Source organism: Lentimonas sp. CC4 (assembly GCF_902728235.1).
In the GTDB taxonomy this organism is placed as follows: Bacteria; Verrucomicrobiota; Verrucomicrobiia; order Opitutales; family Coraliomargaritaceae; genus Lentimonas.
In genome coordinates this window covers 3,380,791-3,406,718 of record NZ_CACVBO010000001.1, presented here as the reverse complement: position 1 = coordinate 3,406,718, position 25,928 = coordinate 3,380,791, and the positions used below count along the sequence as shown (strand labels likewise).

The following is a 25,928-nucleotide window of genomic DNA, read 5'->3' as shown; positions in this document are numbered from 1 at the left end:
GTTACGCGAGCGAATGTTATTCGGTCGGGATTAGATTGAAATACACGCTGTCGAAGAACCCTGCGAAGTGTCCGATGATCGATAGATAGGCAAGTGCTGCATTCCCACCGATTCCTAGTATACTTACAATGATCATGGTCGAGTAACGCTGCGCGATTGTTGCGTAGAAAATACCAACTCCAGCCGCTCCGGCTGCGAGCATTATTATAGGATCGCCGATCGACCAGCCTACATAGACTCCAAAGCCTAGCGTGAGCATGGCTCGTGCTCGTAGGAGTGGGTAGATCTCCGTGACGGCGAGAAAGAGAAATGCTGCCATTATAAAGTCAAAGAGCCCGATGGCAATGAACGGGTAGTTGAAGATCGAGCCTGCGCGTTCTTCTGAGATCGCTGCGTTTATCACTGCGAAGTGTGGTGATAGCAGTGCGATGGCCGAGAGTAGCAACATGATGCCGATGCTGGTGGTCGACAATGCGGCCGCCTTATGCAGGCTCTCTTCCTTCTTCTTTAAGTGACGTGTCTCATCTGTATCGCGTTCGGCGGCGGCTAGCATGTCGGTGACATTTAGGCCTTCTTTTTCCTGCGACTCATCATTTTCTTGAGTTTCAGGTTTCTTGGTTTCACTGACTTTCAGTGACAGCTTTTCGCGGTCAGGAAAGACATCCGCTTTGAGTTGTTCATTCAAGGCGATGGGAATCCACTCTTCTTTGGTTTCGTCGTAGTGAAGGGTGTTTACTGTGATTTGGCCTGCTTCTGCTAGGGTCAAAAGTTGTGAAGCGTCAAAAGGGCCCCGGGATTCTTCGCGGTCGGGTGTGCGGATGTAGTAGTCAGCCATAATCTGTGGAGGGTGATCCTGTGTTGCTAGTGTTGTTCAGCAATTAGAGTTACGTATAAAATTGTCATTCAAACGACTAGCCAGCAAGCGAAATTCAATGAATCCATGCGTGGCCTGCTGGCAACGCCGCAGATGTAAAAAAGGCAGCCGTAATTCAGCTGCCTTTGGGGGTGTTACCTGCTTGAGTCAGTGATGTCAGTTTTGTGTATTCTTTGAACTTCGTGCGTTCTTGATTTCATCCTGCCCACGGATCACACGGGATTTACCACCAAAGAAGCGCACATATCGCTTCAGGTTCTTTTCGCGTTCTTCCGAGTATGATTCATCGCCTGCTAGGAATAGGACGACATTGATCGATGGGGGCTGAGCTCCTTCATCTTCGTAGAGTGCTTTGATGACCTCTTTAAAATACCGTTCGATGTGATTTACCTCAATGTAATAACGTGGTCCACGGCCTGGGTGCGGGTTTTTCCATTTCAGGCCTAGCGCGCCCGCTGCATTGTTTGCGATGACTTTAGGTGGAAGCCCTTTTTTTGCGCGTGCCGCGTTGACGCGTTTCATTTCCGCAGCCACTCGCTTTTTCATCTCGGCTTGTTCTGCTTTGTGGGCTGCCAGCTTCTTTTGATAGTCAGGTTTTGAGGTGACGCGTTGCCATTCTGCTTTCTCACGCTCGTTCGCTGGTCTAATGATGCGCTGGAAGCCTTGATGTGATCCCGTAATCACAAATACCGCATCGATTGACTGCTCTAGGAATACTTGCGTCAGATATGTTAGTTCGTTGCCGCTGGCATATTGAGCGCCAGTCATTGCTGCTTTCACTTCACTTTCGCCAATATCCTGTAGCTTGGGCTTTGTTGTGTCTTTTAGCTTTAGATCCTTATAGTCGGCATTGATGGGTGCTGCCCATTTTGCCAGTTCTGCCTTGATCTCGGTGCCCGCGGGGACCGTATTAGGTCTAAAGAATTTTAGCCGTCCATAGTCGTAGAAAGCGACGTTAAAGAGAGTGCCAGCAGAGAGGTTGCCGACCATGTCAACAATCTCGTCTTTAATGACATTATAACTATTCATGCCGCCTTTTTTGTCTTCGAGCATTCGCTTATTCGCATCGATTACGAATAGCACGCGCTCCGCTCGGGACTTCAATCCAAAGACGCTAATGTCAGACATTCCCATTCCAATGTTGCCGCGAGTGCCGCCGATCAGTTGTCCGCCGCCGATGCCACCGAGACCAGCACTGACGGTAAAACTCTGGTCCATGTCGGGCAAATTGACGTCAACATTGGCGACTGCAATGTTAGCCACCGGGCGCATGGTGAGCCTCTGTGAGGGCTGCTGCTTGGGTTGTTGTGGCTTGATCTGAACCTTTACCGGTGGCGGTGGTTCTTCTTCGACCACTGCAGGTGGTTCTTCAAATTGCGTCTCTTCTTGGATGACGATATTTGCAACAGTGATAATGCCAGCGATAAAGCCGGCAATAACATGAATGCCCACGCTGATGATGATGACTTTCATCAACAGCGGATTCATCTTTTTTTTATTAGTGGGGGGGAGCATGTCCTACAGAAAATAAATTGAGAAAGTTGGGATGTGGAGAAAAACGAGCCCGACTACAATAGTCGGGCTCGTGGTATTTGAATTTAGCGACAGGCCGCGCTACAAGGCATACGAAGCAAAGGAGACTTTACTGATGGCAGCTTTGGAGCAGGCGTTGAGCACGTCGATCGAACGTTTGTGAGGAGAGTCGGGGTCTGCTTGAATCTTCACCACTGTATCGTCGCCGAGTCTGTCCGAAGACATGCGCAGTCGAGTCAGTGTAGTGGAGAGACGAGCCATCACTCGGTCGTCAGAAGAGTCCATCGGTGCACCGTTGAGCAATACGAGTCCATTTGGAAAAATCTCGATGATATGCTCACTGGGTAACTTTAGGTTCTCAGCTGGTGGGGTGGCGCTAGGGAGTTTGATTCCAATATCAGCCTCTTGTTGGAGCGGCAGAAACATGAAATAAATCAGTAGCAGGAACACCACGTCGATCATCGGTGTGATGTCGACTTTATCCTCGGATTCTAAAACTTTATTAACAGCAGCCACAGTTTAATCCTTGTTTGAGGCGAATATGAGGTCAAAGACGCCTGCTTCTGCGCAGGCCTCCATGACGCGATTGACATGACGATGAGGTGTGTCCGCATCTGCCCGAAGATAAATCTTCATTGTGGGCTGTGCGGTGCGCGTGGCGACTAAAGCGGCGGGGAGTGCCTCATAGCTGATCGGATAAGCACCATAATAGGCCTGTCCTGCGAGATCAACTGAGACGTATTGCCGCTCACCCGGATCTTCCGGGATTGTCGCTTGCTTAGCTTCTGGCAGCTTGAGCTCGATGAGCTCGGCGCTGATGAAGCTGATCAATGTCATGAAAAACGCGATGAGCAGGAACACGACGTCGATCATCGGAGTGAGTTCAAACTCCGGGTCGACTTCTTCTGGGGTCCAGGTTTTCATCGGTTAAATTAAATCGCTTAGGTGCGAATTAGCGCTTTGTGATCGCTGTGTTGATGGTGAATTGAAGGTCACCGACGATACGGCCCACACGCGAAGTGATCTTGCCGTATTTATTCTTAAAGAAGAAGAAGAAGAACATGGCGGGAATACCGACGATCATACCAGAGGCGGTGGTAATCAAGGCTTCCGAAATGTTACCTGCCAGCGCTTGAGCACTACCAGCACCTTCAGCTTCGATCACGTTGAACGCCTTAACCATACCGGAAACGGTTCCGAGGAGGCCGACCATTGGAGAGAGCGAACCGATGACGGAAAGGTAATTGATCAGCACGAATGGATCGGCCAGTTCTTCGGCGGAAGCTTCTTCGACTGCCTCTTTGACTTGTTCGGCGTTGTAGTGGTTGACATCCACACGAGCTAAGCCGGCGCTAATGATATTGGTGGTCGGTGCGGGGTTCTCATCGCAAATGGTTTTTGCTTTTGAGATGTCCAGAGCTTTGAGGGCTTCTTCGATCTGTGGCACGACCTCAGCTTGAAGGATGGGGCCTGGCTTGACGGCCATGAAGTTATATACGATCAGACCAAATCCAGCGACTGACAGTAGGGTGAGGGGATACATCGCCCAGCCACCTGCTTTATACATGTCGATCAATGACTTGTCATCATCTGCTGGTGCGGCTTCGGCTTCTACGTCGACTTCTTCGACGACCTCCGTTTGTGCACTGAGTGTTTGAGTCATTGTCCATTGGGTGACGACGGCAAACAGTGCGATCGCGACAAAGGAGGGGAGGAGGCGGAACTTTGATATCTTCATGACGTGTTTTGTATAAAAGACTGATGTGTTTAGTTTGAGTTTATATGTGAAGTGACAGATTAATTTGCGGCAGAAGTTGGCTTCGGGAGTTTGTTGAGCGATTCAGCGGCTCGATTCGACCAAGGCGACTCAGGGTAGAGGACAGTGATTTCTGACCAGACATTACGTGCGGCGGTCGGGTCTTGGGCACGTGCATAACAATCGCCGATGAGGTAGAGCATTTCAGGCACCCAGACGTAAGAGGTTTGCGCACGGACAAAACCGCGAGTCAGGACATCGAGGGCGTCTTCGTAGTTGCCGTTGCGGTATTCGCGAGAGCCTTGTAGCAGTTTGTAGAGTGAGAATAGGCGGTCTTTCGCTTCCGGTTCCTGCATGCTGTCGATCATTGGCGAGGCCTCATCGACACGGTCGGCGAGCACCAGACTGTAAGCGAGCCACATGCGCACGTTTTTGCGAACTTCTTGGGGCACAGAACCCTCGATTTCGCGATAGAGTGGGATGACTGCTTCGTATTCGCCTGCACCGCGTAGTGCGTCGGCTGCGTTGACTACTTGTGTGATGTTCGAAGTATAATCGCCGCTCTTAGGGAGCTCGCGTGCGATGCGTGCGGCTGCCTCGAAGTTGCCTTCGGCTAAGTAGTCCTGCATCAATTGTATCGCGAGTTCACTATACTTAATGTTGACCTTGTTGAGTGGGATGCGGCTGAGGAGGTCATCGGCTTCGGCGAGTTCTCCTGAGCTGATTAGACTGCTGATCAATGCTCGGACTGGTGAGTGCAATTGAGTGAATAGTTCTGGGACTTGGCTGAACTTGACCAAGGGATAGACTACTGGGCGTAGGAGAGTCACTGCCCCCGCGTCATTGCCATCGCGAATCAGTTTATTGGCCTGTTGCATTTCACTGACGTTGAAGCTCAGTGTGTTGACCATCGACTTGCTTACTGGGAGCGATATTTCTGCGACGTTGCCATCGATTGTCATCTGGGCGACGAGCATTTTGTCTTTGAAATCAACAAACTTTAGTTTCTGCTTCGAACGTCCGTTGTTTTGCTCGACGTATACGGGTTTATTGCCGAATTCGGTCCAATAAGCATTTTCGGCAAAACCAGAGAGAGTAAAGCTGAGAGAGAGTGCTGCGAAGAGCAGGGCTTTGAGTGAAAAGTAACGCATCCGTTTATGTGGGGCTGTTATGACTGGGGCGATGGGGCGACTGATGGTTGTATTTCCTTCAGCTTCGTTTGAATGGGTGTCATTAACTCTGGTGGTGCTGTCTCAGAGAGTGTTTCGACTGCTTCGGCTAGAACGTTTGCTGCGTCTGCCTTTTCACCTAATGCTAAGAGTGCATTGGCATCGGCGAGGTAAGCGCGAGCGGCCCATTCACTGATATTGGAATAACCTAAGTATGTGCGCTCGAAGAATCCGCGTGCTTCGGGGTATTTGTTCTCTGCCATGTAGGCCTCGCCTGTTTGGAAGAGTGCGCGGGCATGCATGATGCCGCGCCAGTCTGGCACACGTAGAATGTATTGGTATTTCTCACGGGCCTCGTCGCCACGTCCCATCGCGGAGAGGAGCTCTCCTTGACGTAGGATGACTGCGGGCAATTGCGGCGTGCCAGGGAATTGAGCTTCAATTGCTTTGAGATAGTTGAGTGCGGCAGGTTTGTCACCGCGTCGTTCACTGACATCAGCTAGGCGCATGTAGGAGACGATTGCGGCATCGTCTGTCGGGTATTCTGTGAGCACGGTGTTCCATGCTTCAACTGCGAAGTTGAGTCGATCCGCACGTGAGTAATCCGCAATATAGAGAATCACGCGTGGTGTGACTTGGCTTAAGAATGCGCTGTCGTAACTTCTGCTTGGTGCGAGTTCCACATCGCTCCGGTAGAGCCCCATGAGCATGCGAGTTTCTGCGATGCGCTTTTTGGATGCTTTAGCCTTTGCTAGTTGAGCACGGAAGAATTCGATTGGAGTCTCTGTTGGATAATTCACCAATTGCTGGCGGTAGATGTCGGTGACTTCACGAATTGGTGTGAGGTCATTCACTAGCGCATCATCAAATTGTGGATGGTTGCGCAGGCGGTTGTAGAGTGTCTGGTCTAGGTCGTTGTTGACGTAGAAGTATTCGAATAAATAGCCACGGTCGGTGACGATCTTGGTGCGAAATTCGAGGTCGTTATCCAACGCATCGAGGAATTCGACGGTCTTTACGAGTGTGGCTTTATTGGTATTATACTTCTCTGCGTAGCCTTCGATCAACGCATCGACACCGTCATTTTCCGGATCGTTGGCAAATTTCTGAATGTATTCGCGGTAAAGTGCGAGCATTTGGTTGGGCTTCCGGAGGAACTCGTTGGCGCGGCCGAGTTCGAAGACTGCATCGGTCAGGCGACCTTGTTCGCCGAAGCGCTCGGTATAGGCAATGAAGTGCGTAGCCATTTCTTCGTAGCGGCCGAGTTGCTCGTAGATGGTGCCCATGCTGAAGGCGACACCGTCGTGGATGTCTTGCAAGGTGGTGATGTCGTCAGCTTTTTTAAAGTGCTGGAGGGCGAGCTCGAGATCGCCAGCGAGGTTTTCGACTTCTCCAAGGAAGTAATACGCTTGGTCGAGTGCATTGCCGCGTGGATACTCTTTCGTGTAACTGTAGAGTGTGTTACGGGATTCTTCGTATTTCTGTGCGTAGAACTGTGCGGCACCCTTACGTAATAGGCCGTCTTCGGCATAGATACTGGTTGGGTATTTCTTCAGTAGGTTGCTGAAGTTTGCGATCGCGTCGTCATATGCGCCAGTTTGCAGCTGTGATAGTCCACACCAATAGTAGAGACCGTCTTCGAATATTGGCTGATTGTGTTGTTTGAGCCAGTTGGTGGTCTGCTTGATGACTGTTGCGAAGTCTCCTTCCTCCATATAGTGGCCTGCCCACAGTGCGAGTAGGTTGCTGGAGACGACGTCAAGCGGGTGAGTGTCGAGGAAGTCTTTGGCGAGTTGCACATACTCGGTCGTGTCACCACTGTCTTTCAGTGTGCTGACCAATGCGATGGTAATGTCGGAGTAGAAGTCGCCGTTCGGGAATTGGTTCAAGTATGCCTTGCCGACTTTCATTGCGGTTTCGGTCTTCTTGAGTTGAAGGGCGTTCGAGAAGGTCGCGTAGGTGTAGAATTCGACCTGCGGATCATTCGGGTTCTCTGTCATGAGGTCGGAGAACATCCAGAACGCTTCGTAGCGACGTGCGGTCTTTGTATAATTACGTGCGCGGCGCACGAGCAATTCGTTGCGGAGGGTTGGTAACTTGCGCAGCTGTGTCAGTGTGGCTTCAATGCCTTTCACTTCTTGCTTGAGTCGCTCAGTTGCTTCTGAGCTGCGCCCCATGTCTTGGTTAAACTTGATCCTCGCCTGCTTCTCGACGATGGCGGCTTCGTTGTGTTCGATCATGATGTCAGTCGTCTTGATCAAGTTGAGCAAGATGGCGGCATCACTGAGGCGAGCTTGAGCGACCATAGTGTCGCTCGTCTTTAAGAGTGCGACGTTGAGTCGAGGTAGATAGCGGACTTCGGACTCACGTGCGAGGATCGGTAGCAGTGCCATCGCATCGTCCAGGCGCTTTTCGGCGACATAGGCTTCGAAGCTGGCTGCGGCTGCCCAGGCTTTATCTTCGAAGTTACGTGAGGTGTTCATCAACTTCGCAAAGATTGGCAAGCCATCTTTCCAGTCACCCTTGTTATAGTAGATCTGTGTGAGATCTTTGAGTAGCTTGCTTTCCTGCTTTAGATTGAGGCGAATCGAGTAGGTGCCGTCCAGCAGTTGCTTCATCAATGCGACGGCGTCGTCTTCACGCTTTAAGATGCGCAGCACATCGACCTTCTTTAGTAGGGCATCCTTGACCTTCGGGCTTTGGGGATAGTCCTTCTGGAGCTTGTCATACCACTCTAAGGTTTTGTTCAGTTCGCCTGCATTGCCAGAGCCAACGAATCGTTGGATGTGCGCGGTTCCCAGCAGAAAGATGGGAAAGTCGAGCTTGATGTCTGAATTGTCAGTCGCTTCGACGCGCTTGATCAGCTCTTCGAGTAGCGGCATGGCTTGCTCGAGTTGCCCTTGCTCGACGAGCGAGTTGGCCTGTGCTTGCAGGTCAGAGAAGCCCAGTTGTGAGGCGTCTTGTGCGTGGACGTGTGAGATGCAGCTCAAGCAAATGAGTGATGCGATCGTAAACGATTTTTTGATGGGGATTGCTAACAAAATAGTCTGCTGGTGACGGGGTGAACAGTTTCCAGAAGCCTTTAACGTCCCCATTGAGCCGCTATGTGTAAAGCGAAAACACTCACTTTCTGCAATTAACAGACTATGGTATTAGAGGCTATTCAACTTGCTGTTATATATTATCATAGTAGCTTGCTGAGTTCTTCTGCGGCGACTTCCCACTCGTAGTTCTTTTCCTTCAAGCGTTTAGAGACACGAGCGGACTGTAGATTTAGCTCTTTTGCCTTCTCTTTGTTGGCATAAACGCTGGGATCTCCCAGTTGTTCTGTGATCTCAGCTTGCTCTGCTTCGAGCTTCAAAACCTCTTCTTCGAGCTTCGCAACGCGCTTTTCTACGCCTTTGCGCCCCTTGGATTCAAGTTTGCGCTTCTCTGCTTCGATGCGGCGACGCTCTTTGGCGCTGACGACTTTTGGCTTGTTGCTAGACTTCGCTTCAAAGTCAGGGCGGGCATTTTTGATACCAGCGACGAGGCCGCTTTTTTCGGAAGCCGCCTTGGATTTGCGCAAGTAATAATCGTAGTCACCGACGAAATTGGTGGTGCTGCCTGCTTGGATTTGAACGGTGCGTCTTGCGATGGCACGGATGAAGTGCACGTCGTGGCTGACGAAGACGAGCGTGCCAGTGTAATCCTTCAGCGCGCCGATGAGGGCGTCGATGCTGGGCATGTCAAGGTGGGTGGTCGGTTCGTCGAGTAGCAGTAGGTTGGGCGGGTTGAGTAGTAGCTTGACCAAGGCGAGGCGGCTCTTTTCGCCACCGCTAAGGACTTTGACTTGTTTAAAGACGTCGTCACCGCGAAACAGGAAGGCGCCGAGAATACCACGCACTTTTTGTTCGTTCATGCCAGGCAGGACGCGCTCCATTGCTTCGTCGAGCACAGTGCGTTCGACGTCGAGCACATCTACGCGCTGTTGTGAGAAGTAGCCAACGCTGACATTGTGTCCGAGTTCGCGCACGCCGCTTTGAATTTCGACTGCTCCAGATAGAATCTTTAATAGCGTGGATTTACCCGCACCATTGGGGCCGACCAGCACGATACGCTCTTGCTTCTCAATGACGAGGTTCAGATCTGTATAGACGACGTGGTCGCCGTAGGCTTGTTGAATGTTCTCAAAAGTGGCAATGCGCTGGCCGCTACGCTGAGGCTGCGGGAAGCTGAATGAAATGGTGTCGGCAGCGGCTTCGGGTGGTGCGAGGCGCACCATCTTTTCGAGCGTCTTCATGCGTGCCTGTGCCTGCGATGCTTTAGATGCCTTGGCGCGGAAGCGACGCACGAAGTCTTCTAGGTGAGCGATTTCACGTTGCTGGTTATTATAAGCGGCGAGTTGCTGCACTTCGCGTTCCGCCTTTTGAGTGATGTAGTAGTCGTAGTTGCCGTGGTAGCGGTGCAGGTGACCATTGGCGATCTCGATGATGCCGTCGCAGATGCCATTGAGGAATTCACGGTCGTGCGAGATGGTCAGGATCGCGCCGGAGTAGTTGCACAATTCATTCTGAAACCAGCCCAATGTCTCCAGGTCCAAGTGATTGGTCGGCTCATCGAGCATGAGAATGTCTGGCTCCATCACGAGCAGGCGGGCAAGGTGTGCTCGCATGATCCAGCCACCACTTAAAGTATGTGCCGGCTTGTCGAAGTCTTCAGGGCGAAAGGCGAGTCCAGCCAAAATACGCTTTGCCTTGGCTTCTAAGGTGTAGCCGTCGAGGTCGACGAATTGCTCTTGGGCGTCGATACGTTCGGGAGCATCCGGATCTGGGAAGTTGCGCAGGGCATTGTAGATGTCGACGAATTCTGGGGAAATCGAGGTGGCTAGCTCGGCGACCGTTTCTTCGCCAGCGGGGGCACTTTCCTGTGGGAGGAAGCCGACGATGGTGCCGCGATCCAGTTCGATTTTTCCCTGATCCGGCTCCGTGTTGCCAAGGATGATGTTGAAGAGCGTTGTCTTACCAGCTCCGTTGGGGCCGACTAGGCCGATGCGCTCGCCTTGTAGGATACGAAACGAGATATCGGTGAAGAGGGTCTTTTGGCCGAAGCCTTTACTGAGTTTTGAGAAGGTAAGCATAGGAAAGTGCGCAGAGGTTCGTCGAAGCGAGCAAAGAGGCAAAGCAAAAGAGCGCTTTAAATGCACCTTAGCTTCGACGCAGACTTGCATGCGAGCAGAGTTCTGCTTTTTTGGGGTAATCAATTGGACAAATGAGCACTATAAATAATAAACCTCCTCTGCTTACACTTTGGTATAAGCCCGCTAGCTCGATGCGTGCCATCCTCGATGAGGGGCAGCGCCACGCTTCCGCAGTGATGATTGCCGCCTTCTTTGGTGCGGTGCAAAGTGGCCATGCTGCACACGTAGAAACAGAATCTGGGCCGCTGCCATTTGTGTTGGGCGCAATGGCAGGGGTGATCGGGCTGTATTTGTTCGGTTGGTTGACACGCAATTTCGGGCGGTGGTTTGGTGCGGAGACGGCACAGCGTGATACGCGCACCGCGATCGGTCTCGGGCTATTGCCATGGACGCTACTGTCGATCGTGCTCTCGTTTATGGTCGGTGCGGAGATGGATGCTGAAGTGATTGTCAGCTATGCACCGGTCTTCTTCGCTGTTTTCGTTTATGGGTATGTGATCATCTTATTAGCGCTTTCGGCGGCGTTGCGCCTGAGCGTGCTGAAGACTTTTCTGTGTTTGGTGGTTACCGTGCTGGTCAGTTTCTTTCCGTTGACGCTGTTTGCACAGTTGCTGGCCAAGCTCTTTGGTGCCGCCGTTTAAATCTTTTGCCATGTTACAATATCTTAAAATCAAGAACCTCGCGCTGCTCGATGAAGTGACGCTGGAGTTGGATGCGGGCTTTACCGCAGTGACTGGTGAGACCGGTGCAGGTAAAAGTGTGCTGCTCGGCGCGTTGGGTCTGCTTTCCGGTGCGCGCACCGATAAGACCATGATTCGCCAGGGCACCGATCAGCTCGAAGTCGAGGCTGCCTTATATTTCGAAGATTCCACGGAGATGGACGCGTTGTTGGAGACTGCAGGGCTTCCGTGTTGCGAAGACGGCGTGCTACTATTGCAGCGCAGTATTCACCGCAAAAAAATGCCGCGCGTGCAGATCAATGGCAGCATGGCGACGCTTTCCCAGTTGCAAGGGCTAGGGGAGTCGTGGATTGATTTTCATGGACCCGGTGAGCCGCAAAAATTATTTCAAGAGCGCCGTCAGTTGGAGATGCTCGATCTTTACGCAGGCAATGCCGATCTGCTGACTTCTTATCAAGATGGCTATGCGACATGGCGCGCCGCGCACCGTGAGATCGTGGACCTCGAAAAAGGCGAACGCTTGGATGAGGACGAAATTGAGTTCGTGCGTAAGCAGATCAACAAGATTGATAGTGTCGACGTATCAGAAGAGTCGATTGAAGCGCTGGAGCGCGATTATACTCGCATGTCGAGCGGGCAGGATCTCGTGACGCTTGCTGCAGATTGTTCCGAGGGGCTTTCTGGAGATCAAGGACTGTGCGAGCAGCTCAATATGATCGTGGGGCACTATGAGTCGTTGGTGACGCTCGATGCCGAGTCTGAGCCGTTGCTTGAACGTGCCCGTAGCTTGCTAATTGAAATGCAGGATCTCGGCGAAGAGACTGGTCGATTGGCCAGTGATTTTGAGTTCGACGCCGAGGCAGTCGAGGCGACCACTGAGCGGATGAACCTCTGGCAGGAAGTGCGCCGTAAGTATGGTGGCAGTGTCGAAGCGGTGATCGCAAAGCGCGAGGAGCTCGCGCAGAAGCTGGCGGTGCAAGGCGACATCGAAGGCACGCTGAAGGCGAAACGCAACGCTGCGGCCAAGCAAGAAGCAGCACTTCGTAAAGTAGCTGCGAAACTACGCAAGGCACGCGAAAAAGCCGCCAAGATACTTGCGGATAAAGCTGCACTGCTATTGCAGGCACTGGGCTTTAAAAAGGCGCGTCTAGAGATCGAGATGATCCCCGAAGCAGAACTGCAAGAATTTGGCGATAGTCGATGCGGGTTCCTATTTTCTCCAAATGCAGGGCAGGATCTGTTGCCGCTCAATAAGATCGCTTCGAGTGGTGAGACCGCTCGTGTGATGCTTGCGCTCAAGACCGTGTTGGCCGAAGCAGATGCCACGCCACTACTCGTCTTCGATGAGGTCGATGCGAATGTCGGTGGCGAAGTCGGTCGCGCAGTCGGTGCGGAATTAGCGCGCTTATCAGGACGCCATCAGGTGCTCTGTGTCACGCACTTGCCGCAAGTTGCTTCGCTCGCTCAAAATCATTTCGTGGTAACGAAGTCGCAAGATGAAGATTCGACCGTCGTATCCATTGGGCCGATACACGATAGCCGTGACACACGTCTCAATGAACTTGCCCGTATGCTCGGCGACCGTCATTCCGAGTCGGCGAGGGCGCATGCTGCGGAGTTACTGGTGTAGTGCGCCTGTTGGTTTCTTGAGGTGTTACGTCTGATTTACGTTTATTCAATCTATTCTCCTGTGATATGTCGTGCTGGATAAGCGTCCACTCAGCGTGATTAAGCCTGCTGCGTGAGACGAAGTCTTTTACGCTGCGGTTGGAAATTCTGGGTTCTTTCTTTTGTATATCGTCGAGGATGATCACGTAGAGGAGAGAAGCGACTCGGAGTTGATCACTCCACCTTGATCGCTCTTTTGGTTAATCCAGTCGAGAGCTTTCGCCTCGTGGAACTTGATGAAGTCCTCTTTTCCGTCGCAGTATCGGTCGATGTCGTGGTCGCACTGTGATGCCACCTCAATTTTAAGGTCTCCATATTCTTTTCTCACATTTGGATGTTCACCCAAGTAGTCTCGAAAAGCTAGATGTCTAAGTAGGTTCGGGTCTCCTGACTGAAAAGCATGTATCTGGTGAGTCCGATTGCTTCCTCCCTTTCGGTAATATCGTCGTCCAGAGATTCCGAATTCTCCCATGACCTCGTATCCAAGCGATGCGATTGCCTCTTTGTTTCGGTCAAGTTCCTCTAGCGATTCAACTTCTATCATAATGTCGATAATCGGCTTTGCTGCTAGTTCTTTCACCGACGTGCTTCCTATGTGAAAAACCTGAACAATTGCCGAAAATTCGAGTGCTAAGATCGCTTGCTTTTCTTCTTCGAAAGCTTCCTTCCATTCAGCGCGATATTGGACGACTTCGATTTTCATTTTCTTAGCGATCGTGAAGGGGGATGCATAGATGAGCGCCAGCGAAATCTATTGTCCATCTCCCGACTGGTTCGATCGTTTCCTTAAAGTGGCTATGAACTCATCTCGGTTCACTGGCGATATGAGGACTGAACCTGAATTCGATTCGATTCTGATTCGTTTCAAGGATAATGCTGGGGCACTAATCGGGCATGAAGATGCTTCAATCTCTCTGATTTCAGTATATTTAATTTTCTTTTTCAGGATGCCAGACCTGATAAGTAGGTGGTCGTCGTGGAGTGTGTAATGGCATGGTAGAAATAGGGCTATAATTCCTGCGATGGCTAGACCTCCGATAATCGTATAGCCACCGTCTCTCGCTGAGTAGGTCAAGAAGTAGATTCCCAGTCCAATGCAGAACATTGGGCAAGCGACAAGGATGAGTCCAAGCCACCAATCAACCGCGGATCTGTATCGTTTCATTTCTTTCATCTATCGTAGAGGGGATGCATAGATGAGCGCCAGCGAAATCTATTGTCCATCTCCCGACTGGTTGGGGTCTTATTTTCTTTCGAACTGTTGAAGGAGTTTGCCTGATAAAACTATTCCGAGTATGAGTGGAATGTGTGAAAATAGGATTAATAGTATGAACTCATGTTTATCTCCAATGAATTCATGCATGGAATTTAACATCTTTGAGATGGTTAGTTCAGGGGAGTTTTTCGACAAGTGGATCAAGCCGTAGGTCGAAGAGAAGATCATCAAAGCCCCTGAAAAGAAGAAGAGTGTGAATGGTATGATTAGGATGAACTCGACTAGTTTGAATTTCCTCTCTTGAGACTCTGAAAGTCGATGTTTAAGCTGCTTGATGAACTTCTCTTTGTTGAAGAATAATTGATATGAGACTATGATTGATATGTAAGAAGCCGCTATTAATATGAAGTTGTCGCAGATCAGCGATGCTAGAAATACTTGATTCTTTAGGGCAAATATTGTGATGAATAGAGTCGAATATACAAAAGCGTATGAAACATCTCTAAGGTTGTCTTTTTTCATTTTTCTTACCCAACGTGGAGGTGTATCACGGAGAGGAGCGCTGCGACTCGGAGTTGATACCACCGTCTGGATCGACCTCCTTGGTCTGTTCAACTAAGTTGAGATCGTCCTGAATTCTTTTCAGAGCTGCAAGTGAAGACTTCTCAAATTGATTGGAGGGTTCTTCCAGAAGAAGGTGTTCATAATTCTCATAGAATCGAAGGACATCCTCTCTCATCTCACGGTCTAAAGTGCCAGCCCCTGATTCTCTCAATGTCTCAAGATAAGAGAGATTTCGTAGAACGCTAAAGAGCCTTTCATCATGAAATAGACTTTCAGTTTTTTGCCCTATCGCAGCCACCTCTTCTAAGATTTGGACAAACTCTTCAGCCGAATATTCAGCGGTTACGGTCTCCATCAATTTCATTGCTTGTTCGTTTTCGTAACCGAACATTTTACCGAAGGCAGTGGTGACTTCCGCTTCTAGTTTTTTCACTTCGGAGTGAACAAATATCCTATCCACGCCAATTCCTGCTAGAAAGCTGATGATGCAAATAGCTATGATTCGTTTTTTCATTCCTTCGTCGATCGTCGAAGAGACTTATGAGTGAGCGGAAGCGAAACTCATTGAGTCGTCTGACTGGTTCAGTTTACATTTGTTTAAGTTGGTCTAGGAATTTGGTAAAGCTGTCGCTCAAGGTCCTCAGGTTACTCCTGAACAAGCTAGGTTCTACTTCGTGGTCGAACCAAACGATTCTTCCTTTATTTTTTCCTTTTACTTGAATGGCTATAGAGTCCCCGCAGGCGCTAAACCCTATTTCAAAATACTTGGGTGTCTCTTCAAAAAACTTGTTTCTGTGAGATAAGTCCCAAGGAGGCTTGCTCCCAAGCGACCATAATTCCTTAAGAACAAAACTTTGGTCATATAATTCTAAGCTAGGACGTCCTCCATTCGTTTCTTTTAAAAATGCTCGGTAGTCTTCCGGTAATTGAATGTTCAATTTTGATTCCAATTCTAAAATGTCACCTTCAGAGGGGAGAGCAGTGCTGTTTTTAAACGATAGCATTCTTTTTTACTGAACGTAGAGACCAGACGACCAGCCTGAATGCTCAGTCGTCCAGTTGGTTTTTAGAGTTTTAAGGGCGGGTTATCTGGTTGTCTGCGTCGACTGGTTCTGGCTTCGTTTGGAGTTTCTTTAGGGCGCGATAAGACTTCCAGCTTAATCTGCAGCTGTATACCAGCCATGTCGTGAAGAAGGCGACCTGGAGCCACTCCTGCCAATGTGTGAGCCCCGTATAGATTTCTAGGCCGCATATCATCAAAGAAGCTAGGGCGAAAATTAGACCTAGAGGCACTGTCGCTCTGAGAATATCTATTGAATTCTCTTTTTCCTCTTCATCTTTTGGGCTTCCTTCGAGTGCAATTCGAAGTCTATCGGAGTATGATGAGCGTTTCATTTTATTTTACCAGAACGTCGAGGGTATACATGTATGAGCGTCAGCGAAATACATTGTCTATATCCCGACTGGTTCGGCCTGTGTTTTTCTAAAGGTCAGGCTTGTTACTTGTTTCTATGGTTGCAACTGGACTTCTATCGTGAAGAAGCAGTTTTGCTCATCTTCTTGTGGATCAAAGCTGATGTCGAAGCTAACTTCATCGACTTCTGGAGTTTTGGTGATGCTCTCTATTTCTGTCCAACTAGATAAGTTGTATGAGCGCATCAATTTATAGATGCGGTTATCAACCAAAACTGAGGGACGAATGCTTTGGGATTCGCCCGGTGTCCAAATCGTTGTTAATTTGGAGGACTGGTCATTCTTATTCGTTCCAGAGATGGCTTCCTCAATGTCAGTATGACCGTCATCATCTGTATCTGTTGCTGGGTTTATATCAAATCTTCCGAAGGTAGATTCCTCGAGGAAGTCTGGAGTTCCATCATTGTCTAGATCTTCACTTATTCCTGCCAGGTTGACGATTAGCACTGGATCATATCCATCCAGAATTCGATTTGGATAGGTAAGCCCAGTTGGAGTTGAGCTGAATGCAAAGTGCGCTGTTTGGTGAATTGTGAATGATGAGCTGGTTTGGATGTCGGCGGCACGCGCTTTTGCATAAAGTTCACCACCTTTATCCCATGCGAAATTGGTCCCTGCCAGCAAGTAGCGTTCGTTGGGTTCAAGGACAATAGGTTGTGCTAGCTTCTTCCACCTATAGTTCATGTAATAGAGAGGAGCAGTTCCTGATTCGATTGTAATTGATCTTATCAGTATTCCATCGTCTGAAAACAGACCTACTTCGTGGTTAGCGCTCAATCCGAGGGGTAGCTCGCTGGTTTCTGGTGGCATGTCGAATCCGTAGTCGTCTAGGAATCCTAAGTAGCCTACAGTAAATGGCTCATCGCCTACAGTAAATTCAATGCATCTTGTCGCATAACCACCTTCTACACTGTTCAAGGTTGAGGTGGTTGAGTAGGCATTTTGGATAAGAAGCTCAGTTCCCATTGATGGTGTTGAGAAAAGGAGAAATGTGCATGCTGCAGAGATTATGTGCTTCATAGGCGGTGGTTGTTTTTTCTTTTGCCGAACGTTAAGGCCACTCGATAGATGAGCGGTAGCGAAATCTATTGAGTGCGCCGTCTGGTTAGCTCCTATTCCATTGCATGAGCCCGAATGGATTGGTGGTTTCCTCGGAATATTTGCTGAACCCTCTCAGATATCCCGATTCCACCTTCTCTTAGATTTGCATATCCACCAACACCAAAGCCGCCTGTGTTACTTTGAACCCCCCAGGATGAAGCCCAGGTTGTCTCATTTCTATTCCACCATTCTTGGAAACTTTGACTATCGGAGACTACTGTTAATTCTGCACCATGCCCTTCAACGAGTGCATCGAATGACTCATATTCTAGGATTGCTTGCACTGCCGCATCAAATGATCCGCATAAATTATTTAGGAAGCTTTTATAGTGCGTTGCATCATCACTAAGTAAATATCTAGATGCTTTAAGGAATCGGTTTGAATTCGGATCGTTACTGCCCTGGTTGATGTCATGCCTTAATGCTGTAACAGCAGAAAGAATATCACGTAGTTCCGATTTGTTTGTTTCATTCCTCCTTCTGAGTAGGTCTCCGAATATATGGCCAAACTGAGCTTTGATGTATTCTCTTACTTCCGCAATGTGCCTAAATTCACTCACGCCATTATTATATGGGGACAGCATGACTTCTTCTACAAAATCGAAGGTTTTTCCTGGCTTATCCATTCCTGGGATTGTTATGGACGCATTATTCTCGCTGGCATCGAATATTGTCTTGGATGCGAAAATATCCCTTTCGATGAGTGTAACCAATGGAATGCTACGCTCATGGAGTGTTCGAAATTCTTTGTGTGTTACGCTGACTTCATCATTATCGTCCTCGTCTCCATACCGTTTACCGATGATAAGTATTCCAAGGTCAGAATCCATGGCCTCTTGATAGCAAGAATTAGCAGCAGTTACGCTTGGCAAAAAACCAACTTCACCGTGCTCACTCATCACGGGCTGATAGCCTAGCTCTTCGATTACGTCACGAACTGCGTCCCTAATGTGTTGGAGATCTCTTATTGTTGAGCTGACAAATACGCGTGGTTTCATTTTATTTTCTGGTAGCTAACAGTGTTAAGTCATTCACTGAGTGAATGATAACAAGGGTTGGTGGTTTGTTTTATTTTGAGGCAATTTCAAGGGAACCGTTTGATTATTGTGGCTGTTTGTCAGTGTAGGAGTAGGGTAAGCGGTAATGATGTGTGTGTGAGCTAAGTCAATATCGTTTCAATATCAAGGTTTAGTTTCCGCCGATTCGTGCACTCAGCAGTGGTTTTTGAAGCTGAGTGAATGATATCACTTTTTTTAAATCTCCGATTGTGCATTCTGAAAGTCAGCAAGTAGCTCATAGGCAATAGGATGTATCTGTTTTGTGTGTTTTTTTTTTGATTTTTATATTCCGGCTAATCGTGCACTCAATTAACTCATCGGTTTGATTTAAGTATATTTTTGATCACTATTACAGGTGTTATGAAGATTATACAGTTTCCCCGTTGGGCGCCGCGTAAAACGCTACGCGCACGCGGTCTAATCGAAACCGCGTGAGGCGCAGCCTTTTTACGCGGGAGACGACGCAGATCTACACGCATGTGATGAAAAAGCCCGGTATGGGAGTGCGGAGCCCGTTGGATTCGTTATGACACTCGGCTGACTCGGCTGCGCCGAGAGTGAGCGCCTGCGGCGAGTGACCGCGTAAAGAGCTTCGTGCGCGTATAAGACTTCGTCTAACGCGACTTCGCTCCACGCGGCTTTGAAGTGGAAGTGAGAGTGTTAGTGAGAGTGGGAAGTGTTAGTGCGAACGAAACGGTTGGTGAATCGTCACGCTAGGACTTTGGTAATCACGTGAGGTCTGGCCCGATGGCACGAAACTCGCAAAGTATGAGGATGCGCGGTCTTTTAGAGCCAGTTGAATAAGCTACACTTGGGTTCGGTGCATCGCTAGTCCTGGATTAATGAGACCATGATGAAGAGTTCACCTTGTAGGCTGATTGCTTCTGTATGGACGGTGAAGTCGATGGTCTGTTCGCGGTCTGCTTGCTTCAAGTGGAAGCGTTTGGTGCCGCTGTTGTGCTGTAAGCAGGCGAGGGCTGCTTGATAGGCTCCACACTCTTTGCATTCTTCGGATTCTCCGCAGCCGTTTGCTCGTGCGTGGTCGCACCCCATCATTTCGCCTGGGCGGCAGCCGTAGGCTTCTGAGGGGTCTTCGATCTGGAATAAATCTAAACCGCTGCGGGTGATGAACACGATCTGTCGATGCGTGTTGAGTATGAAGATATTTTCACTCTTTGCTGTGGATAGTTCTTTGAATGAGATATTACTCTTTACCGAAGCTATTTGAGCGTGGAGGGTCTCCCAGCTAACGCGTGCGCTGGGTTCTTTGCGTGTCGAAGTTGAGGTATCCATCGAATATAGGGTGTTCTAGGGTTGGGGTAGGAGGGGGAGGCAATCGGGCAATTGCCTATGACAATAGTATGCCTGATCGGGCGTGGCTGTCCATTGGCGTCGTGTGTTTTTTACTCCTTATTAAGGTGCTTTATTTACTGTATAAGCATGCCTGCAATGGCTGCGCTGGAGAGGTTGGCGAGTGTGCCTGCGAGCACGGCTTTGAGCCCGAGTTGAGCGATTTCTGCGCGGCGCGATGGAACGAGACTACCGAGGCCGCCGAGTAGGATTGCAATCGAAGAGAAGTTGGCAAATCCACAAAGCGCGAAGGTAATGATGGCCTGTGTGCGGGTGCTCAGTGCGTCGCGCACTTCTTTAAACTCGTTGAACGCGATATACTCATTTACCACCAGTTTTTGCCCGATAAAGGAACCGCCAATGGTTGCGTGCTCCCATGGAATTCCAAGCAACCAAGCGACTGGGCTGAACACCCATCCAAGGATGAGTTGTAAGCTGAGCGCCTCGTATCCGCAGAGCCCACCCATATAGCCGAGCGCGCCATTGATCAATGCGATGAGTCCGATGAACGCTAGGAGCATTGCACCGACATTGAGCGCCAGTCGCATGCCGTCGGATGCACCGCCCGCTGCGGCGTCAAAAACGTTGGCAGGCTTGCCCTCTAAGTCTTCCGGTAGTGAGCTGTTGTCGGCCGTTTCGGTTTCGGGAATCAGGAGTTTGGCTAACAATAGGCCGGAGGGGGCAGCCATGAAGCAGGCTGCTAGTAAATATTTAAGCTCGATGCCCATTGATGCATAGGCTGCTAGCACGCTGCCTGCGATCGAAGCTAAACCGCCGACCATCACTGCGAAAAATTCTGAGCGCGTCATGCGTGCTAGGTAGGGCTTGATTGCCAGTGGTGCTTCGGTCTGCCCCACGAAAATGTTGGCCGTCGCGCTGAGTGATTCTGCGTGGCTCGTGCCGAGTAGTTTTTGAAGGCCGCTGCCGAGGCATTTGACTACGACTGGCATTACGCGCAGGTAGTAGAGCACTGAAATGAGTGACGAGAAGAAGATGATGACTGGCAGCACTTTGAATGCGAAAATGAAGCCGAGGCTTTGCGAGGGGTCGCTCAATCCGCCGAATACAAAGCCGATGCCGTCGTCGCCATATGCGATTACAGCAGCGACGAGCTCCGATAGCCAGATCAGTGCGACTTTGCCTGCTGGCACATAGAGCACCAGCGCGCCAAATGCGAATTGGATGGCGATTGCGCCGAGCACGGTGCGCCAATTGATCTTTCCTCGAGCCGTGGAGCAAAGCCACGCCACCGTAATAAGCACAAGATAACCCAGGAGACTAATCAACATGACGGCAGAGGTTGGAGAGCTTTCTGCTGGCTGGCAAGCGGTTAGCTTGGGTGGTTCGACCTCTACCTCGACCTCTACCTCGACCTCGCTCGCGCGAGTTCGCTACAATGGTTGCTGAGGTTGGATCGGCTGTCGCGATGCGATGTTATACTCACGCGCATAAGTATTGTGATTTGTGAAATCGAAGCATCTGGCGTAGGGGTGCTGCTTGCCGTTTCGACAGGCTCAAGGCCCAGAGCTTGTCGAAGGGCGGCACCCGCGAAGGTAGCTAAAGTTTTACCACTTCCTATGCGTGTCGCCTTTGCGCGGGCTTCGCAAGCAAAGCCCCTACAGCAAGATAGCGAAATAACATGAAAGCACTTTTCACAAATCATGATTCGCGTGAGTATAGTCGCGTCTGCATTTTTCTCGTGTGATCTTACAGTGGTTCGACCTCGCTAGCGCGAGTTCGCTACAATGGCTGTTGATACAGGATCGGCTGCGCGATGCGATGTTATACTCACGCGCATCAAGTATTGTGATTTGTGAAATCGAAGCATCTGGGGTAGGGGTGCTGCTTGCCGTTTCGACAGGCTCAAGGCCCAGAGCTTGTCGAAGGGCGGCACCCGCGAAGGCAGCTAAAGTTTTACAACTTCCTATGCGTGTCGCCTTTGCGCGGGCTTCGCAAGCAAAGCCCCTACGATGTTACAGTGGTCGACCTCGCTAGCGCGAGTTCGCTACCATGGTTGCCGATACAGGATTGGCTGTCGCGTCTGCTTAGGCGCACAAAAGCTACCTACGACTTCAGCACCGAGATGTTGGACTTGGAGCTTACAGAAACTTAATCTTACGAGCAGCAAAGATACCCATACGTATGAGCAGCATACCGTCGCGCCATCGGTCGATTTGTGGCTCGCCGTAGGTGCGGCTTTGGTAGCGGATCGGCAGGTCGCGGATTTTTAGGTTTAGCTTCGCTGCTCCAAAGATGAGATCGAAATCGCCGAAGGGGTCGAAGTTGCCGAAGTAGCTGCGGTTCGCTTCGATGAGTTCGTAGTGTGTCTTACTGAAGACTTTGGTGCCGCAGAGCGTGTCTTTGATCGGCATGCTGAGTAGCCACGAGAAGAGCATGCTGAAGAATTTATTGCCGCACATGTTGAGGAAGCGCATCGCTTCGTCTTCCATCGGATAGACTAGGCGCACACCGTTGACGAATTCGCAGTGTCCGAGTTGGATGGCGTCAAAGAATTTCGGGAGATCTTCAGGTGGCACTGTGAGATCCGCATCGAGGATCATGATGATGTCGCCAGTGGCTTTTTCGTAGCCGAGGCGCATGGCGTCGCCTTTGCCTTTGCCAGTTTGCTGGTAGGCTTTGATGTCGCGTTCAGGGTGGTTTTTGATCGCGGCTTGAATGGTGTCCCATGTGTCGTCTTGGGAATTACCTTCGACGAAAATGATTTCGGTGGACTTGCCCATATGGGGTGTGCGCTCAATCGCGGCCTCGATATTGCCCTTCTCATTACGAGCAGGGATGATGACAGTGACGGAGAGGCTGTCGGCAGGGACGGGTGCCTGCTTCGGGCGAGCGACAAAGAAGAGGCTCAGGCAGGCGAATGGAACGAGTGGAGCGATGAATTTGTTGACTAGTGTGCCGAGGCCGCAGAGTTCGTGAGGAATGAGGATACGCGCATCGGAGCGCACCATTTCCCAGCCCGCGAGGTCGAGTAGATTCTGCAGGTCGTCGGTGGAGAGCCAGTTGAGCTGGGGGCGTTTTGGTTTGAGTCCGATGGCGGTGCTGAGCCCGAGTATTGGGCGCCAGAGCGTGTTGTGGATATTGAGCGTCAGGCGCGTATCAGGCGTGGCTGCGTGGTGCAGGTTTTCTAAGAGTTGTTGGGCATCGGCTGCTTCATTGAGCGTGTCTGATAGGATGAGGTAGTCGTAGGTCTGACTGAAGGTGGCGGTCTCGCCGGCCGCGCAAGTGAAATCCACGCCCGGGAGTTGCTGCTTCGCGGCGCTGATTTGTGCTTCGACGAGATCCATGCCTGCGACTTTACGCTCAGGTAGGTGTTGGAGCAATTCGCCCGAGCCACAGCCGATTTCTAGCACACGACTACCGCTTGGAATTAGAAAACGGTAATACCTGCCTAAAATACGGCGATAGGCGCGGCTCCATGCGCCGCTAGGTGTTGGCTCCGAATAGTGCGCTTTGAGGCGATTCCAAGTGCGTTCGAGGATTTGTGAAGTGATGGGCATTATTTGGTCTTTAGATCATGAACACTGGTTCAGGTCGATTATGATTTTCTCTTAACGTAGAGTTGGACGCGCAAAGGGCGAAAGGTGCGAGTTGAAGACTTTTGATCGCCAAGCGCATCGCCTATGCCTAGGGACTGATTGACGCAGTCACACTGCACTTAGTTTCTTCTTTTTAGTTATGTCTTTTTCAGATCTCGACCTCGCGCCTTATTTCTTTCCCGCGCTTGCCCATTATCAATTTACACAAACGAGCCCGATTCAGCGGGCGGCCATTCCCGCGATCCTAGAGCGTAGGGATGTTTTAGGCATCGCGAAGACGGGTTCAGGTAAAACGGTCAGCTATGTGCTACCGATTCTGCAGCACTTACAGCAGGCGAAGGCTCTGCAGTATCGCGAACCGACGGTGCTGGTGCTAGTGCCGACGCGTGAGTTGGCTGATCAAGTGTGCGAAGTCTTTCTAGATTTTATACCATGCCTAGACGAACAATTTAAATGCCTCGCGGTGTATGGCGGTGTCTCAATCAATACGCAGATGCAGGCAATTGGTCGCGTGAATGTGCTAATCGCCACGCCAGGACGGCTCCTCGACCTGGTTGAGAAGAACGCGGTGCGCCTGTCATCGATTGAGACGCTGGTGCTCGATGAGGCAGATAAAATTCTGAACCTTGGTTTTAAGGATGAGGTCGATCGAATCTTGGCCTTGTTGCCAGTGGAACGGCAGAACCTGTTATTCTCGGCCACGCTCAGTAACGATTTATCGCAAGTGCAACAGGTCTTATTGACCGATCCGCTCGTCTGTAAGATTGAAGATGAGGTCGATGATATCGAATTGATCAATCAATTGAGTTACTCCGTGTCAGAGGAACGGAAGGGGCCGTTGCTGCGCCACTTAATTCAGTCGGAGTATGCGGGGCAGCAGGTGTTGGTGTTCGTGTCTTCTAAGCGCCGCGCGGATAACCTCGTGCGCAAGCTCATTAAAAATAAGATCAACGCTGCAGCGGTGCATTCGAAGATGGGGCAGAATGCGCGGCGCGATACATTGCAGCGCTTCAAGTCTGGGCAGCTTCCTGTGTTGGTTGCGACGGATCTACTCGCGCGTGGCATTGATATCGAGTCTTTGCCCTGCGTAATCAATTACGAGCTGCCTCGTTCGCCTAAAGATTACATTCACCGCATCGGACGAACAGGGCGTGCGGATACTTCGGGAGATGCGATCTCGCTGATTACTCCAGACGATCTGCACCATTTTAAAGTGATTCAGAAGAAAATGGGTAAGCAGGTCACGATGATCGACAGCGCTGATTTGGATTTGAGCGAGTAACTAGTCGCTCAGCAGTTCAGTTTGGTTGCTCTTGTATTGTGGGGCAAATCATCCGGCCTACTGGAAATCTTCACATGCCAGAGTGCTTTATGCTTTGCAGGCAGGGGGGCGTCTGAATAGCTTGCTTGAATGGAATTTGTAATTGATTCACCTCTTGATATGCACTTACACCTCCGCGAGGGGGCTATGATGGAGTGCGTGACACCACTGAGCGCGGAGCACTTCTCGGGTGCGATCATTATGCCGAATTTGGTGCCGCCAGTGGATAATTTGGAGCGGTTGAAGGTGTATCGCGATCAGATCAATGCGGCGAAGGGAAATACGGTGTTTGATCCGATGATGATGTTGTTCTTTCGCAACTATTCTGAGGCGAAGCTCGCTGCAGCTCGTGAGCACATCTTCGGTATCAAGCTGTATCCGGCTGGTGCGACGACGAATAGTGAGGCGGGCGTTAAGGAACTCGGCGCGGTTGAGAGCACTTTCAAGTTAATGGAAGAGATGGGCATTCCGCTCATGATCCATGGCGAGACGCATGGTTTTGTGATGGATCGTGAAAAGGAGTTTTTGGCCAGCTACGAGTATTTGGCACAGAAGTATCCGAAGCTAAAAATTACGATGGAGCACATCACAACGCGCGACGCGGTGGAGATGCTGGATCGCTATGAGAATCTGCATGCGACGGTGACACTGCATCACTTGATGATTACACTCAATGATGTGGCTGGCGGAATGTTGCAGCCACACTTGTTCTGCAAGCCGATTGCGAAGCGTCCCGAGGATCGTGAGGCATTGTTGGCTGCGGCGTTGCAAGCGCACCCTAAGTTGATGTTTGGTAGCGATTCCGCGCCGCATCCAATTTCCAAGAAGGAGTGCTGCGGTTGTGCGGCGGGCTTGTTCACTGCGCCGGTGTGTTTGCCGACGCTGGTCGAGCTCTTTGAGCAACACGATGCTTTGGATAACTTGCAGGCATTTGTGAGTGGCAATGCGCAACGTATCCACAACTTCACGCCGCTGTCGAAGCGTGTGACGTTGGAAAAGACTGGTATGGTCGTTCCCGAGCGCTATGGCGATGTCGTGCCATACCGTGCGGGGGAAACGATCCCGTGGGCAGTGACGTCGATTGTTTAAACCTTAAAAGAGTAGTTAGACGGAGGTCTGCCGCAGATGGCGAAGCATGTCAGGAGGAAGGAGTTAGAAGCTGAGCATCAGTGTTTTATGGCGTCTTAGACGCTCGCCAAATGGCTTCGCCCTTCGGTTGCGCCCAAGGGCATAATAAGTGTCGCTGCGCTCGGTGGGCGGCTATAGGAGGATCTACAAAGGCTTCATAATCAAAGACTAACTTGCTACGCCATCTGCGGCAGACCTCCGTCTGACTCCTAACTTCTAACTCCTAAATCTAGGTTAAAGGAAGAAGTGATACAGGCATTCCTGCCTGATCGTTGTCTGTTGAAATGCGAAGAGACAGACA

General features: G+C 50.4%; 22 protein-coding genes. 5 read left to right on the top strand and 17 right to left on the bottom strand.

Features of this window, described 5'->3' with window-relative positions; translation table 11 throughout:
* Positions 1-16: 16 nt before the first annotated feature.
* The 8 genes from GZZ87_RS14610 to GZZ87_RS14575 form a co-directional block, all read right to left on the bottom strand.
* Complete coding sequence (locus GZZ87_RS14610) at positions 17-835, bottom strand: DUF4339 domain-containing protein (protein WP_162026552.1); 819 nt, start codon at positions 833-835, stop codon at positions 17-19.
* A gap of 195 nt (positions 836-1,030) precedes the next feature.
* A complete protein-coding gene (locus tag GZZ87_RS14605) occupies positions 1,031-2,389 on the bottom strand; it encodes a hypothetical protein (protein ID WP_162026551.1) in 1,359 nt (452 codons plus the stop codon).
* 99 nt (positions 2,390-2,488) lie between these two features.
* The gene (locus GZZ87_RS14600; protein ID WP_162026550.1) at positions 2,489-2,923 is read right to left on the bottom strand and encodes a biopolymer transporter ExbD; all 435 of its coding nucleotides are present in this window, start codon (positions 2,921-2,923) and stop codon (positions 2,489-2,491) included.
* A 3-nt stretch (positions 2,924-2,926) separates the two neighbouring features.
* Positions 2,927-3,331: a biopolymer transporter ExbD gene (locus tag GZZ87_RS14595; protein ID WP_162026549.1), complete on the bottom strand. Its 405-nt coding sequence runs from the start codon at positions 3,329-3,331 to the stop codon at positions 2,927-2,929.
* Positions 3,332-3,359: 28 nt separating this feature from the next.
* The gene (locus tag GZZ87_RS14590; protein WP_162026548.1) at positions 3,360-4,145 is read right to left on the bottom strand and encodes a MotA/TolQ/ExbB proton channel family protein; all 786 of its coding nucleotides are present in this window, start codon (positions 4,143-4,145) and stop codon (positions 3,360-3,362) included.
* 59 nt (positions 4,146-4,204) lie between these two features.
* Positions 4,205-5,314 carry a tetratricopeptide repeat protein gene (locus GZZ87_RS14585; RefSeq protein ID WP_162026547.1) on the bottom strand — a complete coding sequence of 370 codons (1,110 nt, stop codon included), beginning with the start codon at positions 5,312-5,314 and terminating at the stop codon, positions 4,205-4,207.
* Positions 5,315-5,331: 17 nt separating this feature from the next.
* Positions 5,332-8,322, bottom strand: coding sequence for a tetratricopeptide repeat protein (locus GZZ87_RS14580; protein ID WP_162026546.1), 2,991 nt, complete (start codon positions 8,320-8,322; stop codon positions 5,332-5,334).
* Positions 8,323-8,516: 194 nt separating this feature from the next.
* Positions 8,517-10,451 (bottom strand): ATP-binding cassette domain-containing protein, encoded by a 1,935-nt coding sequence (locus GZZ87_RS14575; protein WP_162026545.1) that lies wholly within the window; start codon positions 10,449-10,451, stop codon positions 8,517-8,519.
* A 131-nt stretch (positions 10,452-10,582) separates the two neighbouring features.
* Between GZZ87_RS14575 and GZZ87_RS14570 the strand changes: the two genes are divergently transcribed.
* Positions 10,583-11,152, top strand: a complete 570-nt coding sequence (locus GZZ87_RS14570; protein WP_162026544.1) for a YIP1 family protein — start codon at positions 10,583-10,585, stop codon at positions 11,150-11,152.
* A gap of 10 nt (positions 11,153-11,162) precedes the next feature.
* Complete coding sequence (gene recN, locus GZZ87_RS14565; RefSeq protein WP_162026543.1) at positions 11,163-12,821, top strand: DNA repair protein RecN; 1,659 nt, start codon at positions 11,163-11,165, stop codon at positions 12,819-12,821.
* A 180-nt stretch (positions 12,822-13,001) separates the two neighbouring features.
* On the opposite strand, the gene GZZ87_RS14560 is transcribed toward recN, so the two are convergent.
* The 8 genes from GZZ87_RS14560 to GZZ87_RS14520 form a co-directional block, all read right to left on the bottom strand.
* Complete coding sequence (locus GZZ87_RS14560; RefSeq protein WP_162026542.1) at positions 13,002-13,562, bottom strand: GrpB family protein; 561 nt, start codon at positions 13,560-13,562, stop codon at positions 13,002-13,004.
* A gap of 540 nt (positions 13,563-14,102) precedes the next feature.
* On the bottom strand, positions 14,103-14,597 hold the full coding sequence (locus tag GZZ87_RS14550) for a hypothetical protein (RefSeq protein ID WP_162026540.1): 495 nt from the start codon (positions 14,595-14,597) through the stop codon (positions 14,103-14,105).
* A gap of 25 nt (positions 14,598-14,622) precedes the next feature.
* Positions 14,623-15,153: a hypothetical protein gene (locus GZZ87_RS14545; RefSeq protein WP_162026539.1), complete on the bottom strand. Its 531-nt coding sequence runs from the start codon at positions 15,151-15,153 to the stop codon at positions 14,623-14,625.
* A 73-nt stretch (positions 15,154-15,226) separates the two neighbouring features.
* On the bottom strand, positions 15,227-15,643 hold the full coding sequence (locus tag GZZ87_RS14540) for an SMI1/KNR4 family protein (RefSeq protein ID WP_162026538.1): 417 nt from the start codon (positions 15,641-15,643) through the stop codon (positions 15,227-15,229).
* A 505-nt stretch (positions 15,644-16,148) separates the two neighbouring features.
* Complete coding sequence (locus tag GZZ87_RS14535) at positions 16,149-17,132, bottom strand: hypothetical protein (protein ID WP_162026537.1); 984 nt, start codon at positions 17,130-17,132, stop codon at positions 16,149-16,151.
* A 92-nt stretch (positions 17,133-17,224) separates the two neighbouring features.
* Positions 17,225-18,211, bottom strand: coding sequence for a DUF4062 domain-containing protein (locus GZZ87_RS14530; RefSeq protein WP_162026536.1), 987 nt, complete (start codon positions 18,209-18,211; stop codon positions 17,225-17,227).
* Positions 18,212-19,099: 888 nt separating this feature from the next.
* Positions 19,100-19,564 carry a hypothetical protein gene (locus tag GZZ87_RS14525; protein WP_162026535.1) on the bottom strand — a complete coding sequence of 155 codons (465 nt, stop codon included), beginning with the start codon at positions 19,562-19,564 and terminating at the stop codon, positions 19,100-19,102.
* Between the two features lie 134 nt (positions 19,565-19,698).
* Positions 19,699-20,910: a NupC/NupG family nucleoside CNT transporter gene (locus GZZ87_RS14520; protein ID WP_162071460.1), complete on the bottom strand. Its 1,212-nt coding sequence runs from the start codon at positions 20,908-20,910 to the stop codon at positions 19,699-19,701.
* A gap of 641 nt (positions 20,911-21,551) precedes the next feature.
* On the opposite strand from GZZ87_RS14520, the gene GZZ87_RS19715 reads away from it, so the two are divergent.
* Positions 21,552-21,734 (top strand): hypothetical protein, encoded by a 183-nt coding sequence (locus GZZ87_RS19715; protein WP_206753327.1) that lies wholly within the window; start codon positions 21,552-21,554, stop codon positions 21,732-21,734.
* On the opposite strand, the gene GZZ87_RS14515 is transcribed toward GZZ87_RS19715, so the two are convergent.
* Positions 21,721-23,139 (bottom strand): bifunctional class I SAM-dependent methyltransferase/glycosyltransferase family 2 protein, encoded by a 1,419-nt coding sequence (locus tag GZZ87_RS14515; protein WP_162026533.1) that lies wholly within the window; start codon positions 23,137-23,139, stop codon positions 21,721-21,723. The two genes, GZZ87_RS19715 and GZZ87_RS14515, sit on opposite strands and share 14 nt — an antisense overlap.
* A 178-nt stretch (positions 23,140-23,317) precedes the next feature.
* On the opposite strand from GZZ87_RS14515, the gene GZZ87_RS14510 reads away from it, so the two are divergent.
* Complete coding sequence (locus GZZ87_RS14510) at positions 23,318-24,460, top strand: DEAD/DEAH box helicase (RefSeq protein WP_162026532.1); 1,143 nt, start codon at positions 23,318-23,320, stop codon at positions 24,458-24,460.
* A 129-nt stretch (positions 24,461-24,589) separates the two neighbouring features.
* Positions 24,590-25,588, top strand: coding sequence for a dihydroorotase (pyrC, locus tag GZZ87_RS14505; protein ID WP_162026531.1), 999 nt, complete (start codon positions 24,590-24,592; stop codon positions 25,586-25,588).
* Positions 25,589-25,928 lie beyond the last annotated feature (340 nt).